Here is a 14428-nt window from a genome sequence, read left to right on the forward strand (position 1 = left end):
TGACGCGAAGTTCGCCGATAAGCGGCACAACACATCGGATAGCGCTCGGATTCGGACCCGCACTATTCTGACTACAATAAAAAAGATCGCCCGCTGGCTCGATGCTTCCGCAGCCAATCACCGCGGAAAATCATCTTCCGCAAGTACCGACGCGCGTCATTGGCATCCCGGCGACAATGCACTCTATTCATTGCTCGGAGACTTCCGTGACGCACTGCACTTCCCGGGACACAAATAGTACTGAACGGACGAAGGTGGGGAGTAGTTCGCTGCCCCATTGTGAGCAACTCCGCGGACGCCTATGGATAGACGGATATTCTGGCTCATTTGGAAGACGCGCTTGCATAGTCCCCGGGCCAACCAAAGCGAAAAATCAGTCCGCGATGCTGGAAGAGAGAAGCGGGAGACCTGTCCCGACAGCGGGCGTCGATCACGACGGCGAGTGCCGATCGCCCCATAGCCGCCCTTGTCGGTTTCGATGCGCAGGGATTTCCTGCTGGACGCTTACGGAAAGGCCGACTGTAGCGAGGCAGGAGATCTTCACCGGCCCCGATTGCGAGGGGCGCATCTTGTGGCCGCTCTGCGATGAGGCCGCCAATCCGGCTGCAGGTCATGCCCGTACGATAGATCAAGCTGGATGTCGCTTGCTCATTGCGGCTGTTCGCGTTCGCCGGAAGCGCTCACCGGGTCCACGACATAGCACCGGTCACGGTTCCCTGAGAGCCGCCGATATCTCGCCTAGATCGGCTTGCTCGGGAAGCAAGGGCTCCTCGCCGAAGGGACGGTTGATGATACTGAGCGCTTCGTAGGCGGCATACACGCGGTTGCGCGCGTAGCCGGTCCGCTCTTGCAAGATGCCTGCCTCTTCCAATTGGGCGATAGCCTGATGCACCTGTGGAGGGCTGATCTCAAGAAGATCGCTTAGCCGCTTGGCAGTCACAACCGGATAATTGTGAAGTTCGTCAAGCGCGCGGACCGCCGCAGAACCCTTGCGGAATTTCCGGCGCCGCCGCCAGAGTTCGGACAAGTCCGACAGCGCGTTGCGGGTTCGGATGAGTTCATCGACGGTGCCGGTGACGGCGTCGGCCATGAAGGCAATGATCGGCTGCCAGTCGAGTCGCTGCTGGGCGTCCTTGAGGGAGGCGTAGTACGTCTCTTTTTTGCTCTCGATGTAGGGCGAAAGGTACAGAGGGACGTGCTTCTCGGCAGCCATCATAAGAGGAAGAAGGAGACGGCCGACACGCCCGTTGCCATCGCGGAAGGGATGGACCGCCTCGAAGTGAGCGTGCGCAATCGCCATCCTAGTGACGAAGCCTTGTGTCATCTGCTGCATCCCCTCATTGCGGAGATAATCGACGGTCTGGGCGAGACAGTCCGGAACGTCGGCAGGAGGCGGAGGGTTCAGACTGGAATACGCGATGTCGCCTTTTCCGCCGATCCACACGACGCGGTTGCGGAGCTCGCCGGGAGCATCCTGGTAATCCGGATCATCCTTCATCACCGCACGATGGAGATCTCTAATCAAATCCATCGTGAAGACGCGGTATCCGTCTTTGGCCGCAAGCGGAATGAATCCGTCAAGCGCGACGGCATAGTTGCGCACCTGGCGCGCTTCGTCCCTGGCGTCGTCGCCCCCCGCTTCCTCCACGGAAAGCAGTTCATCGAGCGTGCTTTGGGTGCCTTCGATCGATGAGGAACTGACGGCTTCGCGTCTGGTCAGGATCCGGCTGACGATGTAGGGGTCCTTCAACTGAGCGCCGATGGCGTCGACCCGCCCGAAGGCGAATTGAGCAGCATCGAGGGCCTTCGTCGCCCCTGCGACCGAAACTCCGTCTTCGGGAGGGGGCCGGCGGGACGATCCCGTAGTGGGAATCGTACGGCGGCGGCAACCGTTTGAGGGTCTCCCTGATTGTGTGGCTGAGATCGCTGCGCTTCATGAAAAACCAAAACTAGAGGTCGGCGACCCTATTTATAATTAGGGTTTCTGCATTAAACCATAATAATGCGCGGTCTCGGCCTGCTTGAATAGGGATCCGTACGCCCTTCGACTCCCAGCTCAGACCAAATTGTTCCCTTTATGTTCTATCGCGGCGATTGAGTTTGTGGATTTCAAACCCATGGCTTGCCGGACGATCTCGACTCTGACGCGAGGAAGCACCGGCTTCCGTAGCGTCCGCCGATGGCGGCATTTCTTTACGTGGCGATTTAGCCAAGTTCTCCAGCGCCGCGTTGAATGGGCTCCCAAATTCGTCCGTCCCGGCTTCGCGAACTTATCGATTTGAGTCTTCTTCATCATGCAAGACACCGGAATATTGTTGCAAGTCGGCAAGCTAGACGCGGCTCACACCCAATTGAGGATCGCAATCAGGATGTGGTTCTACGACGAAGATTGGGTTTCAGCTCATACCCTTGCCTATGCCGCTTACGAGAGCGTCCATGTAGTCAGCAAGGCAAAAGCCCGAAACGGCATGGCCTGCTACTCGATTCCGGATACATCAAGTCGGGCACCCGCGCTGAATTCAACCGGCAACTCAAAGAAGCGGCTAATTTCTTCAAGCACGCGGACCGCGATCCTTATGGGTCTATTGAATTTTCGCCCAGGATAACAAGCCTATTCATCTACTACGCGATCAGGGGTCTCGATTGTGCGGTGTGACGCTCGCCAACGAGCTGCTAGCCTTCGGCTACTACCGGGTTTTGCTGGTGCCGCGTGCCGGCGCGGCGCTGCCCGGCAACCTGTCTTGGACCTCGTTCAAGTCGCTCGGCAGCCTGGTCAGACGTGAGGCCGGCACGATTGTCTGAAAGGCCTTCTGAACGCTATCTTTTTCTTCGCTGCGGCATCCAATTACACGACGAGCTCATAGCGGCCATTCCGCTTAGGCACCGCCCAAGCATGATGCTCTGGATGATCACCGACGCCGACATTTTGTGGAGTGGCGCCAGCGCAGGTGCGTGCACCTCGATTAATTGCTCGATCACCTAGAGGTTCGATCGTGCGTGAAGCGCCTCGCAAATTGTCCTTGCAGACGACTCCAGACAAGGCGATCTTACGGCTTGCGCGCGTACTTGCTCGTCTGGCCGCGAGGGAAGATCATGAAAGAGAGCTCGCCAATCGAAGAGACGACAAGGAAGAGAGCGACGATCTATGCTCGATTCTCAACCGATCTTCAGAATGAGCGTTCGATTGAAGACCAGCTTTCGCTTTGTCAAAGCTATGCCGAGCGGGAAGGCTTAACCGTTATTAGCACCTATGAGGATCGGGCCCGTTCGGGTGGCTCCGTCATGGGACGCGAAGGCCTTCTGCGGATGTTGGACCAAGCGCGGGAGAGATCCTTTGACGTAGTAATCGTCGAAGCGCTCGATCGTCTTTCCCGCGACATGGAAGATCTCGCAGGCATCCATAAGCGGCTGTCTTTTCTCGGAATCGAGATCCGGGCGGTTCACGAAGGTGTCGTCAATACCGTACTGGTCGGCCTTCGCGGCTTGGTCGGACAACTCTATCGTGAAGACAACGCTCACAAGGTGCGCCGTGGCCAAGCAGGGCGGGTCAAGCAAGGTTTGGCTGGAGGTGGCCTGACATACGGATATGCCGCGATCGCCGGAAAAAGCGGCGAACGGGTCGTCGTTGAGTCCGAGGCACAAGTGATCCGGCGTATCTTTCAGGAATATGCGGACGGTCGAACGCCTCGCGAGATCGCGCACGATCTCAACAAAGAAAGGATATCACCCCCGCGAGGGCGCGCATGGAATGCTTCAACTATTAATGGCAACTTTCAGCGTGGCGCCGGAATCCTGCAGAACGAGCTTTATGTGGGGCGCCTCGTCTGGAACAAAGTCAGGATGGTGAAAGATCCCGACTCGGGAAACCGCCTGTCACGACCGAATCCGAGGAGTGACTGGCAGGTTGCTGAAGTGCCGCATCTTGCAATTGTCAGTCCAGAGTTATTCACAGCTGCTCAGCAACGCAAAGGGGAGCGCAGCCACGGCCACCCCAGCCATCAACGTCGGCCCCGTCGGATGCTATCTGGCTTACTCCGTTGCGGCTCATGCGGCGCAGGCATGGCAACCAATGGACGGGACAAATCGGGGCGCGTTCGCATTCGCTGCTCGGCGGCGACGGAGAGCGGCACGTGTCCTGACGCCAAGACTTTTTATTTAGACACCGTCGAGAGCGCAGTCCTTAGCGGCCTAAAAGCCGAATTGCGCGCGCCCAAGGTTATTTCGGAGTACGTACGCATTTATCTAGAGGAGCGGAAGCGCCTCGCAGCTACATCAAGTGCAAAACGGCAGCGCCTCGAGCAGCAGCTTGGGCAATTAAACCGGGAAATCGAACGGCTGGTTGATGCGATCGCGAAAGGACATGGCGATCCATCCGTTCTCGGACCGCGATCGACTGCCTTAGATGCCGAACGACAGCGGATATCTGAGGAGTTGCAGAGCCAGCCACCCGCCCTGAAGGAAGTCGCGCTGCATCCGGCCATCCTTAAACGATATGAGGAGCAACTCGGTCGGCTTGAGGAAGCACTGGGCAAAGGTGTCAGTGCGGGCGACGGAGAGGCCGCAGAAGCCATCAGAGACCTGGTCGAGACGGTCACTGTGTTCCGCGATCCGGGGCGCCCAGGTGGTGTAGCCGTGGAGATAGCTGGCCGGCTAAATGCCCTGCTCGGGGAAAAAGCCTATCCAAACCACGTCAAAGGGGTGTGGGGAAAGATGGTAGCGGGAGAGGGACTTGAACCCCCGACCCCAGGATTATGATTCCCGTGCTCTAACCAGCTGAGCTACCCCGCCACGGGCTCGCGATCGGCGGCGTCAAGCCGCACCTTGCGAACGCGCGGCATATAAAGAGCGGCATGCGCGCCTGTCAAGCAAACCCAAGCGTGACTGCAACTTATTGCAGACAGGGGCTATTTCGGCCGGACCGTCGGGTCGCCGCCGGGGCTGCCGGGCGGTGGAATCACCGGCGTGTTGCCGCCCTCTGGGGTCGGCGCACGCATTTCGGGATCGACGCCGGCCGGCGGGCATAACACCCCGTCCGATTTGGCGAGCTTATCACCCAGCGGCTGGCTGGCCTGCCCGGTGGTGGTTCCCTCGGGAGCCGCAGCCCCCGGACGCGACGGCTGCTGTGGCGCGCAATTCTGATTCTGGGCGGCGCGCTGCGGTGCCGGCGGCGCGGTCTGCGCCGGCGGCGTTGCGGGTGTCGGCGGCGCCTGCGCCGCGGCAACAACCGGCGCCAGCATCAGCACACAGGACAATGCGAGTGTTCGGTTGAATCTCATGACGAGAAAACCGGGACGAGGCGCCGATGTTCCCTGTGAAAATCGCCGCAGCCTCACGATTTGCGGAAGCGGATCAGCGAGAAGTGCCCCATCGGCGGCATCGGCCTGCGTTCCGCGAGGCTGACGCCGCCATGCTTCGCGGCCCAATTGGTCAGCCGCTCCCACGGAAATTCCGGACGCCAGCCGAGCCGCCGCGCCAGCGGCGCGAAGGCGAGCTCGAAAATGCGGCGCGGGCCGCTTTCGGCGCCGATGTGATTGACCAGGATCAACTCGCCGCCCGGCTTCAGCACGCGAATGAAATCGTCGAGCGTCGCTTCGGGATCGGGCACCGCGGTGATGACATATTGCGCGACCACCGCGTCGAAGAACGAATCCGGGAATGCGAGGTTCTTGGCGTCCATCACCGCCAGCGTCTCGACATTGCCGAGGCCCAGCGCGCGCACGCGCTTGAGCGCCCGCCGCAACATCGGCTCGGAAATATCGACGCCGTAGAGTTTCGTGCTGCGCGAGTAGTCCGACAGCGACAGACCGGTGCCGACGCCGACGTCGAGCACGCGTCCGCCGATCCGATCGGCTTCCGCGATCGTCGACTGACGGCCCTGATCGAACACCTTGCCGAACACGAGATCGTAGATCGGTGCCCAGCGGCCATACGCCTTTTCGACCCCGTCGCGGTCGATGTCCCCAGCCATTCCCCTGCCCCGAATTCAGCTTTGTTTGCGCATGACCGCTTCGGAAAACCGGTTCCCACTTTTCCGGATCATGCGCTATCCGCGAACCGCTTCCGCGAGCGGCGCCATCGCATCCTGCGCTGCAGCGCGCGCGACGCGGCTCGCACTCGCACTCCTGATGAAGCCGCCGCCGAGCACGCGCGCCTGCCCCGACGGCGCGTCGTAAAACACGCAGGCCTGGCCGGGCGACACGCCCTCCTCGCCGGCGACGAGCTCGACCTCATAACCGCCATTGGCGGCGCGCAGCCATGCCGGCTGCGGCGCACGCGTCGAGCGCACGCGGACATAGATCTCGATGCCCTCGCCGATCACGCGATCCAGCGCGCCGTCGCCGATCCAGTTGACGTCGCGCAGCGCGATGCGATCCATCCGCAGCGCCTCGCGCGGTCCGACCACGACCTGGCGCGTCGCCGCATCGAGCTTGACCACATAGAGCGGGTGGCCGGATGCGATGCCGAGGCCCTTGCGCTGGCCGACGGTGAAATGAACGATGCCCTGGTGCTGGCCGACGACATTGCCGGCGAGATCGACGATATCGCCCGGCGCGATCGCATTCGGCTTCAGCCGTCCGATGATGTCGGTGTAGCGGCCGGTCGGCACGAAGCAGATGTCCTGGCTGTCCTGCTTGTCGGCAACCTCGAGCTCGAAGCGCCGCGCCAGCTCGCGGGTCTGCGGCTTGGTCATGTCGCCGAGCGGGAAGCGCAGGAAGTCGAGTTGCTCGCGCGTGGTGGCGAACAGGAAATAGCTCTGGTCGCGATCGGCATCCGCCGCGCAGACCAGTGAGCGCGATCCGTCGGCCAGCCGGCGCGAGGCGACATAGTGGCCGGTGGCGAGCGCCTGCGCGCCGAGCTCGCGCGCGGTCGCCAGCAGATCGCGGAACTTGACCGAACGGTTGCACTCGATGCACGGCACCGGCGTCTCGCCGAGCGCGTAGCTGTCGGCGAAATTGTCGATCACCGACTGCTTGAAGCGGCTTTCATAGTCGAGCACGTAATGCGGAATGCCGATCCGCTCGGCGACATTGCGGGCATCGTGGATGTCGCGGCCGGCGCAGCACGCGCCCTTGCGATGGGTCGCAGCGCCGTGGTCGTAGAGTTGCAGCGTGATCCCGACCACGTCATAGCCCTGCGACTTCAACAGCGCAGCCGTCACCGACGAGTCGACGCCGCCGGACATCGCGACGACGATCCGTGTGTCTTCAGGGCGGCCTTCAAGATCCAGACTGTTGAGCATCTCTAAGCGGTCATTGGTCACTGTCGCGGCGACGTTATGCGCTCCGCGACGGAATTGGAAAAAGCCTTTGTCCAGAGAGCCTTAGAACGTGTCCAAGACCGGGTCGGTCGGTTCGGGACGCGTCGGCGGCCACTCTTAATATAGGCCGTATTCCGACGAGGCAATCCGGCCGACACCGTGCCTTGCCGCGCGCGGACGGCAAATCTTGCCGCCGGGCAAAAAGGAGACCCGCCGGGAACCCGCTTCAGGGCTCCGCGGCTACTCATAACCAGCTGAAATAACTCACCATTTATTGCACCCGCGGGTTGGCCCGCTCCTTGCTGACATAACGCCGGAAGTCTCATTTGCGAGGGTTGGCAGTGGTCAGCGTGACGTCGGAAGCATTGACAAGCCGGTCTTTTCAGGCCACGCGGTCGGCGCGGCCCGATCCCGCCCCGCAGGCGGGGAACGACGGCTTTGCCGCGCTGGTCGACAGCAGCACTGCGTCCGCGAGCGACAGCAGCCGGTATGACTCCGAGCCGGCGCCCGCGCGCCGGTCCGACGATTCGCCTTCGACGACCGACACCCGCTCCCGCGACGCCAGCACGGCCCCCGACCGGACATCGCGCGATGACAAGACCGTCGACGATGACAGCGACACCGGCACGCCGCGCAAGACCAAGTCGAAATCGAAATCGGACGGCTCGAATTCGAGTGCCGATGCGCCATCCACTGGTGACAAGTCCACCACGACCCAAGCGACCCCGGCGCAGGATCCGGCCGGTGCGGCAACGGCCAGCGCGTTGATTGCTCCGGTCGCCGCGGCGGCGACTGCCCCTGCGACAACGGCCACCACGCCATCGGACCAGCCCACCGCACCGCTTGCGATTGCAGCCGCGGCCATCGCGGCAAGCTCCGCGATCGCCGGCACCGGTGCCGCGACCGGCACCGGCGTGCCGGCCGCCGCGGACCCCGCCATAGCGGCAACCGGCACCGCGAATGCCGACAAGGTCGCCAAGGCGGCCGGCGTCAAGACCGAGGCTCAGATCGTCACCCCCGATGCGGCCACGGTTTCCGGCGCAGCAACTGCGACCGGCGATGCGACTCTCGCCGCCACCGTTGCCGCCGGAACGCCGGCCGCGAAAGCACCGACGCAAACCAAGGCACAGGTCGCCGCGAAAGACGCAACCGCCGCAGCGCCCGCCGACCCCGATGGCGCGGCCCCGAGCAGCAGCACCACCGCGCCGGCCAATCCGACGACGGTCGTTCCCGCGGTCGCGCAGGCGGCTGCGGTCTCCGGCAAGGCCAAGGCCGCCGCGGACGGTGCCGCCGATGCCATCAAGGCCGATGCGAGCAGCGGCGACGGTGCCACGCCGACGCCGGCGGTCGGCGGCCACGCAGCGGCGCAGGCCCAGGTCACGACACCAGATCCGAGCGCGCAGGCCGCGAATACATTCCAGGCGCAACTGGCGAGCAGCCAGACGACACCGTCTGCGACCGCGCAATTGACCGTGACCAACGCCGCGCAGAACGCCGCCGTGCCGCTCAGCGGCCTTGCGATGCAGATCGCGGCCTCCGCCAAGAGCGGCAAGAGCCGCTTCGAGATCCGGCTCGACCCTGCCGAGCTCGGCCGCATCGATGTCCGCATCGATGTCGACCGCAACGGCCAGGTGACCTCGCATCTCACCGTCGAACGCCCGGAGACGCTGTCGATGCTGCGCCAGGACGCCAACCAGCTGCAGCGCGCGCTCGACAACGCCGGCCTGTCGACCGGCAACGGCGGATTGCAGTTCAGCCTGCGCGATCAGTCGCAGTCGGGCCAGAACAACAATAGCCAGTCGAATCCGAACGCCCACCATTTGATCGTCGCCGAGGAGGACAGCGTTCCTGCCGCGGCGGCTGGCCGCTCCTACGGCCGCGCAACCGGCGCCCTCGGCGGCGTCGATATCAGAGTGTAAGGAGTTCACCATGGCAGTCGATGCAACCATGCCGACGCCGGTCGTCTCGGCACCCGCCACCAACAATGGAACGAGCTCCGGAAGCAGCAGCAGCAGCAGCGGCCTGACCACGTCGTCGCAGGGCATCGCCGACAATTTCCAGACCTTCCTGACGCTGTTGACCACGCAGTTGCAGAACCAGAACCCGCTCGACCCGCTCGACACCAACCAGTTCACCCAGCAGCTCGTGCAGTTCGCCGGCGTCGAGCAGCAGCTGAAATCCAACGACCAGCTGAAGCAGTTGATCGCGATCGAGAAGAGCGCGCAGTCGACCCAGGCACTGGTCTATGTCGGCAACACGGTCGCGGTCGACGGCAGCAAGACGCAGTTCGACAAATCCGCGACCTGGAATCTGGTGTCCCCGCAGGCCACCAGCGCCACCATCACGATCACGAGCTCGACCGGCCAGACCGCCTACTCCGGCAATTTCAACCTGAAGCAGGGCAACGCCAGCTTCGTCTGGGACGGCAAGGGCAATGACGGCACGCAATGGCCGGCCGGCACCTACACGCTGACCGCCACCGGCAAGGATTCCAAGGGCAACGACCTAGCGATCTCGACCGAGATCCAGGGCATGGTCGACTCCGTCGACCTCACTGCCTCCCCACCGCTGCTCTCGATCGGCGGCCAGACCTACACCACCGACAAGATCAAGCGCGTGGTGCGCGGTGCGACTGGTGGCAGCAGCTAGTTCGAGACTTGGCTGGATTCTGCCGACACGGCTCTGAACTTCGCAGAAGATGCAGAGGCCCTTTGAGGGTCGCCGGTGCGCGTCGCACACGTCTGTCGTCCCCGCGGCAGGCAGGGACCCATGCGCCGGGGCTTGTGTCGTGAACGAGACTCGTCGTTCCAGCACCGCACAACAATCTGCATTTGTGGTTATGATTCCCTGTGTTCGCCGGGACGACGATGCTGATGGTTCTCGCGCGGTAGAGCTCAACCCGTCATCGCCGCTCAAAGGCTTCGCCTTTGCGCGGGGATGACGGGGATAGGTTTGCGCACACATCCGCACTCTCGCGACATCATCTGTCCGAAGTTTTGCATTTCGTTTCGCCGCTCTGGAGGCAGAGGGCGCAGGGAAAGCCGGGTGCCGATCGCACCCATGGGTCCCGCGTAATAAAAACGCGGGAGGTAGGACCACAGGTGTAACCGGGAACATCCCGGCTTTCCCTGCGCGATGGTTTTACGGCTTATACGTGCTCGCCCCGGTGAGACTGGGCTTTTTTGTCACCGCTTCCGCAACAACGCTTGCGCGTTGTGCGAGAGGACACCTGCCGCTAGGGCGTCAGGTCTGCACGACTTCGCCGTCCGCTACATTGTGCACGTCGTCAGTGCGCAAGCAGCGTCCACCGCATCCCACCGCAACACTCCTGACGATGCGCAGCGCCCCTCGATCGGGTGAGACCGGCGAACCATACACTGAGTTGCCGTTACGATAAACCGAAATATTTCACTTCCGAGAGCTTGCGCCGTCGGGCAACTCAGGATTATATTCCGCAGTTTTGCGACGGCAGCGGTCTCCCGCGCCGGTGCAACGTCCCACCCACGGCAGACACGATCAGAAGTAAATGCGGAACGTCAGCTGTCTGTAAGCTAGCCGACGCTATCGTGATTTCGTGCGCCTGACCGGCCCGTAAACCTGCGCAACGACCCGAACCGCCCGCCTTCGACCACCCGGGAAAGAGTTAGCTCGTGAATCCGATACGCCCTCCATCGCCCGACAGCGCCGAGAACGCGGCCCGGCAGGCAATCGCCCTTCCTCCCCAACTCGCCGAGACGATGGCCGAGAACGCGCGGCTCAAGACCATCGCCATCACCGTCATGCTGGAGATTGCGGCGCTCCGCGAGCGACTGACGGCGGCCGAAGAGTAGTCGCCGACAGCCCTCGCGCGACCGCGACGCGCTCCGATCTTCTGGATCGGCGGGGGCATTGTGCCTGGCTGCAATCGCAATCTGCCTTTGGTCCGATGGCCTGTCCTGGCGGCCGACGCCGAGCCCGCAATGAGGCATTGGTTGAAGCGGCGCCAATTGCTCGAATGGCTTTTGGCGCACAACTGATCGTCAGCTCCTTTCCAATCTCCAACACTCCCCTCGCGAACGGCGCGACGGCTACTCCACGGCAAGCCGGCACCCTCAACCAAAGGGTCCGGCACTCACCGCAGTTGGCAAGGTATGCCGGGTGGGTTGTAATCGGAGACCACGAGATTTGTCAGCAGCTGGGAGACTGCCGATGCGGCCGCCTGTCACACTCAAGTACCGAGCTTTTCTGTCCTACGCACGCGCGGACACCAGCTGGGCGACGTGGTTGCATCGGCGGTTGGAAGGATACCGGATCGACCCGAATCTCGTTGACGGAGAGACAGACATTGGTCGGGATCCGCAAACGTTGCGACCCATCTTCCGCGACCGCGAGGATTTTGCCGCGGGACGCGGGCTGACGGAGGCCACGATCGCTGCCGTCGACCAAGCGGCGGCAATGATTGTGGTGTGCTCAGCTGTCGCGGCGGGCCGCCCCGCGGTCAATGAGGAGGTGCGGCTGTTTCGATCGCGTCATCCGAAACGGCCTTTGATCCCCGTGATCGTCGACGGGACCTTTCCGGACAATTTTCCGCCTGCGTTGAGGTTCGAGCTTGGAGACGACGGCAGTGTCACTGAGCGCCCCATCACCATCCTTGGGCCAGATCTGCGTGAGACCGGCGACGGGCGCGAACTCGGGTTGGCCAAGGTGATCGCAGGCCTGACGGGGCTCGACACCGACGTCGTCTTCCGCCGTGCAGAGCGCGCCAGGCGCCGCAGGCGCAAGTACGTTGCCATCGCCTCGGCGGTAGTCCTTGGCGTGGTGACTTCACTTGGCTTCTGGTCGGAACTACAACGTCGTCGCTTCGTCGATTTTTTCGAGCTAGCCAGTACATTCCAGTCATTCGAGATTCCCGATGCAACCGCAGACGTTGCTGCTCGCAAACCGGGTTGGGGCTCTCCACGTGAACTCGCACGAGAGACCTTGGACGCGGCGCGGCAGATCGCTTCGACTCCATGGAGCCGAAGGAGAATTCTTTGGTTTGATGATAAGCCGCAGCTGAGTCGGGCTGCGAAAGATGAGTTTCGTCGGAGGATGCAGGGGGTTGGCATCACAATCCGGGAAATGGACGACATTGAACTTGCAAAGAAGAGCCTAATCGATCGTTACGATGCGATTATTGCAGACTACGGGAATCCCAAGGATCGATTCGCCTATCAACTTCTGGCCGAGGTCAGCCAGCGGGGACTGAGCACCCCGCTAGTCGTCTATGCAATGGCTGAAGAGTCCGCTTATGCCAAAGAGGCGATATGCTATGGCGCTGTAGCGAGGGTGACTGAAATTGATGCTCTCTTTGCAGCCGTGCTACGAGGCATGGAACGCTCTCCCGTTACACGTATCTCGAGTGAGCAGCTGCAGAAATGCATCGATGAAAAGGTCAAACCTTTCGATACGCCCGATTGGCGCCAATGGCTTCTTGAAACGAAATCCGGGCAGACGCCGACAACGCCAAAGTTGAACTGGGATTGAAAGGCGGCCTCCGCGGAGTATCGCCGCTACCCGGCTGTTGCGTCATTTCGAGCGGCGGCCGTGGGCCAAAGTACGCTGGCCGGCGCCACTCACTCCGCCTGTCCCGCGGCAGCGAGGATCAGCCGCGCGATCGGCTCGGGCTGCGAGATCAGCGCGAGGTGGCTCGCCTTCACCTCGATCGTGGTGGCACCCATCCGCTTCGCCATGAAGCGTTCGAGATCCGGATTGATGGTACGGTCTTCGGCCGAGACGGCGTAGTAGCTCGGCTTGCTGCGCCAGGCCGCGTGGCTGGTCCTGCCGGTGAGCAGCTGCTTGTGGAACGGCTGCTGCACGGCATAGAGCACCTTTGCTTTTGCTTCCGGCAGGTCGCCGGCGAAATCGCGCAGGAAAGCGGCTTCGCTCAACCGTCCCTCGTCGCCGTCGAACACGATGCCGGCGCTCGCCGGCGGCGTCGGATAGGTTTTTGCAAGCGCAGTGTAATCCTCATCCGCATCGGGCGCGCGCGCCGCGACATAGACCAGCGCCGATACATTCGGATGCATGCCGGCCTCGGTGACGATCATGCCGGAGAAGGAATGGCCGACCAGCACGGTCGGACCGTCCTGGCGATCGAGCACGCGCTGCGCCGATGCGACCGCCTCCGGCAGCGTGGTCAGCGGATTCTGCACCGACGTCACATTGAGCCCGGCCACCTGCAGGCGCGGAATGACTTCGGACCAGCACGAGCCGTCGGCAAACAGGCCATGCACCAAAACGACGTTGCGCGCCTTCACCGGCGGCGTGGTTGCGGCCATGGCGCGCGAGGACACCAATGAGGCTGCCGCGCCAGCAAGCAAGGCAGCCGAGAAAGTGCGTCTGTTCATGATCATGACAAGGGCTCGGGTGGACGGATGGTTGGAATGCGCCCACCTGCGGTGAGCGGACAAGTTCTCCTACGCACGCCAGGGCACGTGGTTACGCGCGGCGCCGATGTGACGATCAAGGATCGGTGAACGGGATGCGGACGCGACTTTTCGACAGGCAGCGTGGCGTGGCGCAGAGATTGCGAGAGCAAGTCTCAAATCGATCATCGCGCCCGGGGCTTACCCCTCTCCCCAGCCCTTCCCCGCAAGCGCGAGAAATGTGAGGGACGCGCTGGCGGATGGGTTCCCTCCCGCCTTGCGGGGGAGGGTTAGGGAGAGGGGTACCGCTTGCTCAGGAGCCCGACGTAAGGAGCACAGCCAGGATGTGGCTGCCCGATCCGCCCCCCTGTTCCCGGCCATTCCAACGAGATTCGTATTGAACGCTTGGGCTTAGGCAAATTTTAAACCGGTGGGCGTAGGTTACCACTTGCGAGTTCAGTGGTTGAGAGTTTGTGAGTACGCCATGACAGAACCCCATCGCCCGAGGGTGAAATACGTCATCGGGCCTGACGGCAGCCCGTTAACGATTGCGGATTTGCCGGCCCCCGGTACCAAACGGTGGGTCATCCGCCGCAAGGCCGAAGTCGTCGCTGCGGTCCGCGGCGGCCTGCTCTCCCTTGAGGAGGCCTGCAGCCGCTACACATTGACCGTCGATGAATTTCTTTCCTGGCAGTTCTCGATCGACCAGCATGGTTTGGCCGGGCTGCGCACCACCCGCATTCAGCAATATCGGCAGTAAGTCCCCGCCGATCCTGTGGCATTT

Annotated in this window: 12 protein-coding genes and 1 tRNA gene; 7 read left to right on the plus strand and 6 right to left on the minus strand. The window is 62.6% G+C overall.

The window, feature by feature from the left end; genetic code table 11:
- Positions 1-706 precede the first annotated feature (706 nt).
- Positions 707-1750: a Fic family protein gene (locus tag ACVMB0_RS01900; RefSeq protein ID WP_461345142.1), complete on the minus strand. Its 1044-nt coding sequence runs from the start codon at positions 1748-1750 to the stop codon at positions 707-709.
- A 902-nt stretch (positions 1751-2652) separates the two neighbouring features.
- Here ACVMB0_RS01900 and ACVMB0_RS01905 point away from each other — a divergent pair.
- Positions 2653-2802: a hypothetical protein gene (locus tag ACVMB0_RS01905; RefSeq protein WP_461345143.1), complete on the plus strand. Its 150-nt coding sequence runs from the start codon at positions 2653-2655 to the stop codon at positions 2800-2802.
- Between the two features lie 291 nt (positions 2803-3093).
- A complete protein-coding gene (locus tag ACVMB0_RS01910) occupies positions 3094-4755 on the plus strand; it encodes a recombinase family protein (protein WP_461349577.1) in 1662 nt (553 codons plus the stop codon).
- Here ACVMB0_RS01910 and ACVMB0_RS01915 read toward each other — a convergent pair.
- The 4 genes from ACVMB0_RS01915 to mnmA form a co-directional block, all read right to left on the minus strand.
- Positions 4712-4788, minus strand: a tRNA-Met gene (locus tag ACVMB0_RS01915). The two genes, ACVMB0_RS01910 and ACVMB0_RS01915, sit on opposite strands and share 44 nt — an antisense overlap.
- 116 nt (positions 4789-4904) lie before the next feature.
- Positions 4905-5276 carry a hypothetical protein gene (locus tag ACVMB0_RS01920; protein WP_456797332.1) on the minus strand — a complete coding sequence of 124 codons (372 nt, stop codon included), beginning with the start codon at positions 5274-5276 and terminating at the stop codon, positions 4905-4907.
- A 53-nt stretch (positions 5277-5329) separates the two neighbouring features.
- The gene (locus ACVMB0_RS01925) at positions 5330-5968 is read right to left on the minus strand and encodes a class I SAM-dependent methyltransferase (protein ID WP_456752469.1); all 639 of its coding nucleotides are present in this window, start codon (positions 5966-5968) and stop codon (positions 5330-5332) included.
- Between the two features lie 75 nt (positions 5969-6043).
- The gene (gene mnmA / locus ACVMB0_RS01930; RefSeq protein ID WP_456797331.1) at positions 6044-7240 is read right to left on the minus strand and encodes a tRNA 2-thiouridine(34) synthase MnmA; all 1197 of its coding nucleotides are present in this window, start codon (positions 7238-7240) and stop codon (positions 6044-6046) included.
- A 383-nt stretch (positions 7241-7623) separates the two neighbouring features.
- Here mnmA and ACVMB0_RS01935 point away from each other — a divergent pair, with 383 nt between their 5' ends.
- The 4 genes from ACVMB0_RS01935 (at position 7624) to ACVMB0_RS01950 (ending at position 12763) form a co-directional block, all read left to right on the plus strand.
- Positions 7624-9177 carry a flagellar hook-length control protein FliK gene (locus ACVMB0_RS01935; RefSeq protein ID WP_461345144.1) on the plus strand — a complete coding sequence of 518 codons (1554 nt, stop codon included), beginning with the start codon at positions 7624-7626 and terminating at the stop codon, positions 9175-9177.
- A gap of 10 nt (positions 9178-9187) precedes the next feature.
- Positions 9188-9907 (plus strand): flagellar hook assembly protein FlgD, encoded by a 720-nt coding sequence (locus ACVMB0_RS01940; RefSeq protein ID WP_456752466.1) that lies wholly within the window; start codon positions 9188-9190, stop codon positions 9905-9907.
- 1001 nt (positions 9908-10908) lie between these two features.
- Complete coding sequence (locus tag ACVMB0_RS01945; protein ID WP_461345145.1) at positions 10909-11088, plus strand: hypothetical protein; 180 nt, start codon at positions 10909-10911, stop codon at positions 11086-11088.
- Between the two features lie 358 nt (positions 11089-11446).
- Positions 11447-12763, plus strand: coding sequence for a toll/interleukin-1 receptor domain-containing protein (locus tag ACVMB0_RS01950; RefSeq protein WP_461345146.1), 1317 nt, complete (start codon positions 11447-11449; stop codon positions 12761-12763).
- Positions 12764-12852: 89 nt separating this feature from the next.
- Here ACVMB0_RS01950 and ACVMB0_RS01955 read toward each other — a convergent pair whose 3' ends face one another.
- Positions 12853-13632: an alpha/beta fold hydrolase gene (locus ACVMB0_RS01955; protein ID WP_461345147.1), complete on the minus strand. Its 780-nt coding sequence runs from the start codon at positions 13630-13632 to the stop codon at positions 12853-12855.
- A gap of 496 nt (positions 13633-14128) precedes the next feature.
- Between ACVMB0_RS01955 and sciP the strand changes: the two genes are divergently transcribed.
- Complete coding sequence (sciP, locus tag ACVMB0_RS01960) at positions 14129-14404, plus strand: CtrA inhibitor SciP (protein WP_002714638.1); 276 nt, start codon at positions 14129-14131, stop codon at positions 14402-14404.
- The last annotated feature ends 24 nt before the right edge of the window (positions 14405-14428 follow it).

The organism is Bradyrhizobium sp. USDA 4451 (assembly GCF_054822585.1).

Excerpts from the sequence above, each read along its gene's own strand:
- ACVMB0_RS01910 (WP_461349577.1), top strand. The coding sequence starts at position 3,094 with ATGAAAGAGAGCTCGCCAATCGAAGAGACGACAAGGAAGAGAGCGACG.
- ACVMB0_RS01920 (WP_456797332.1), bottom strand. The coding sequence starts at position 5,276 with ATGAGATTCAACCGAACACTCGCATTGTCCTGTGTGCTGATGCTGGCG.
- ACVMB0_RS01925 (WP_456752469.1), bottom strand. The coding sequence starts at position 5,968 with ATGGCTGGGGACATCGACCGCGACGGGGTCGAAAAGGCGTATGGCCGC.
- mnmA (WP_456797331.1), bottom strand. The coding sequence starts at position 7,240 with ATGCTCAACAGTCTGGATCTTGAAGGCCGCCCTGAAGACACACGGATC.
- ACVMB0_RS01940 (WP_456752466.1), top strand. The coding sequence starts at position 9,188 with ATGGCAGTCGATGCAACCATGCCGACGCCGGTCGTCTCGGCACCCGCC.
- ACVMB0_RS01950 (WP_461345146.1), top strand. The coding sequence starts at position 11,447 with ATGCGGCCGCCTGTCACACTCAAGTACCGAGCTTTTCTGTCCTACGCA.
- ACVMB0_RS01955 (WP_461345147.1), bottom strand. The coding sequence starts at position 13,632 with ATGATCATGAACAGACGCACTTTCTCGGCTGCCTTGCTTGCTGGCGCG.
- sciP (WP_002714638.1), top strand. The coding sequence starts at position 14,129 with ATGACAGAACCCCATCGCCCGAGGGTGAAATACGTCATCGGGCCTGAC.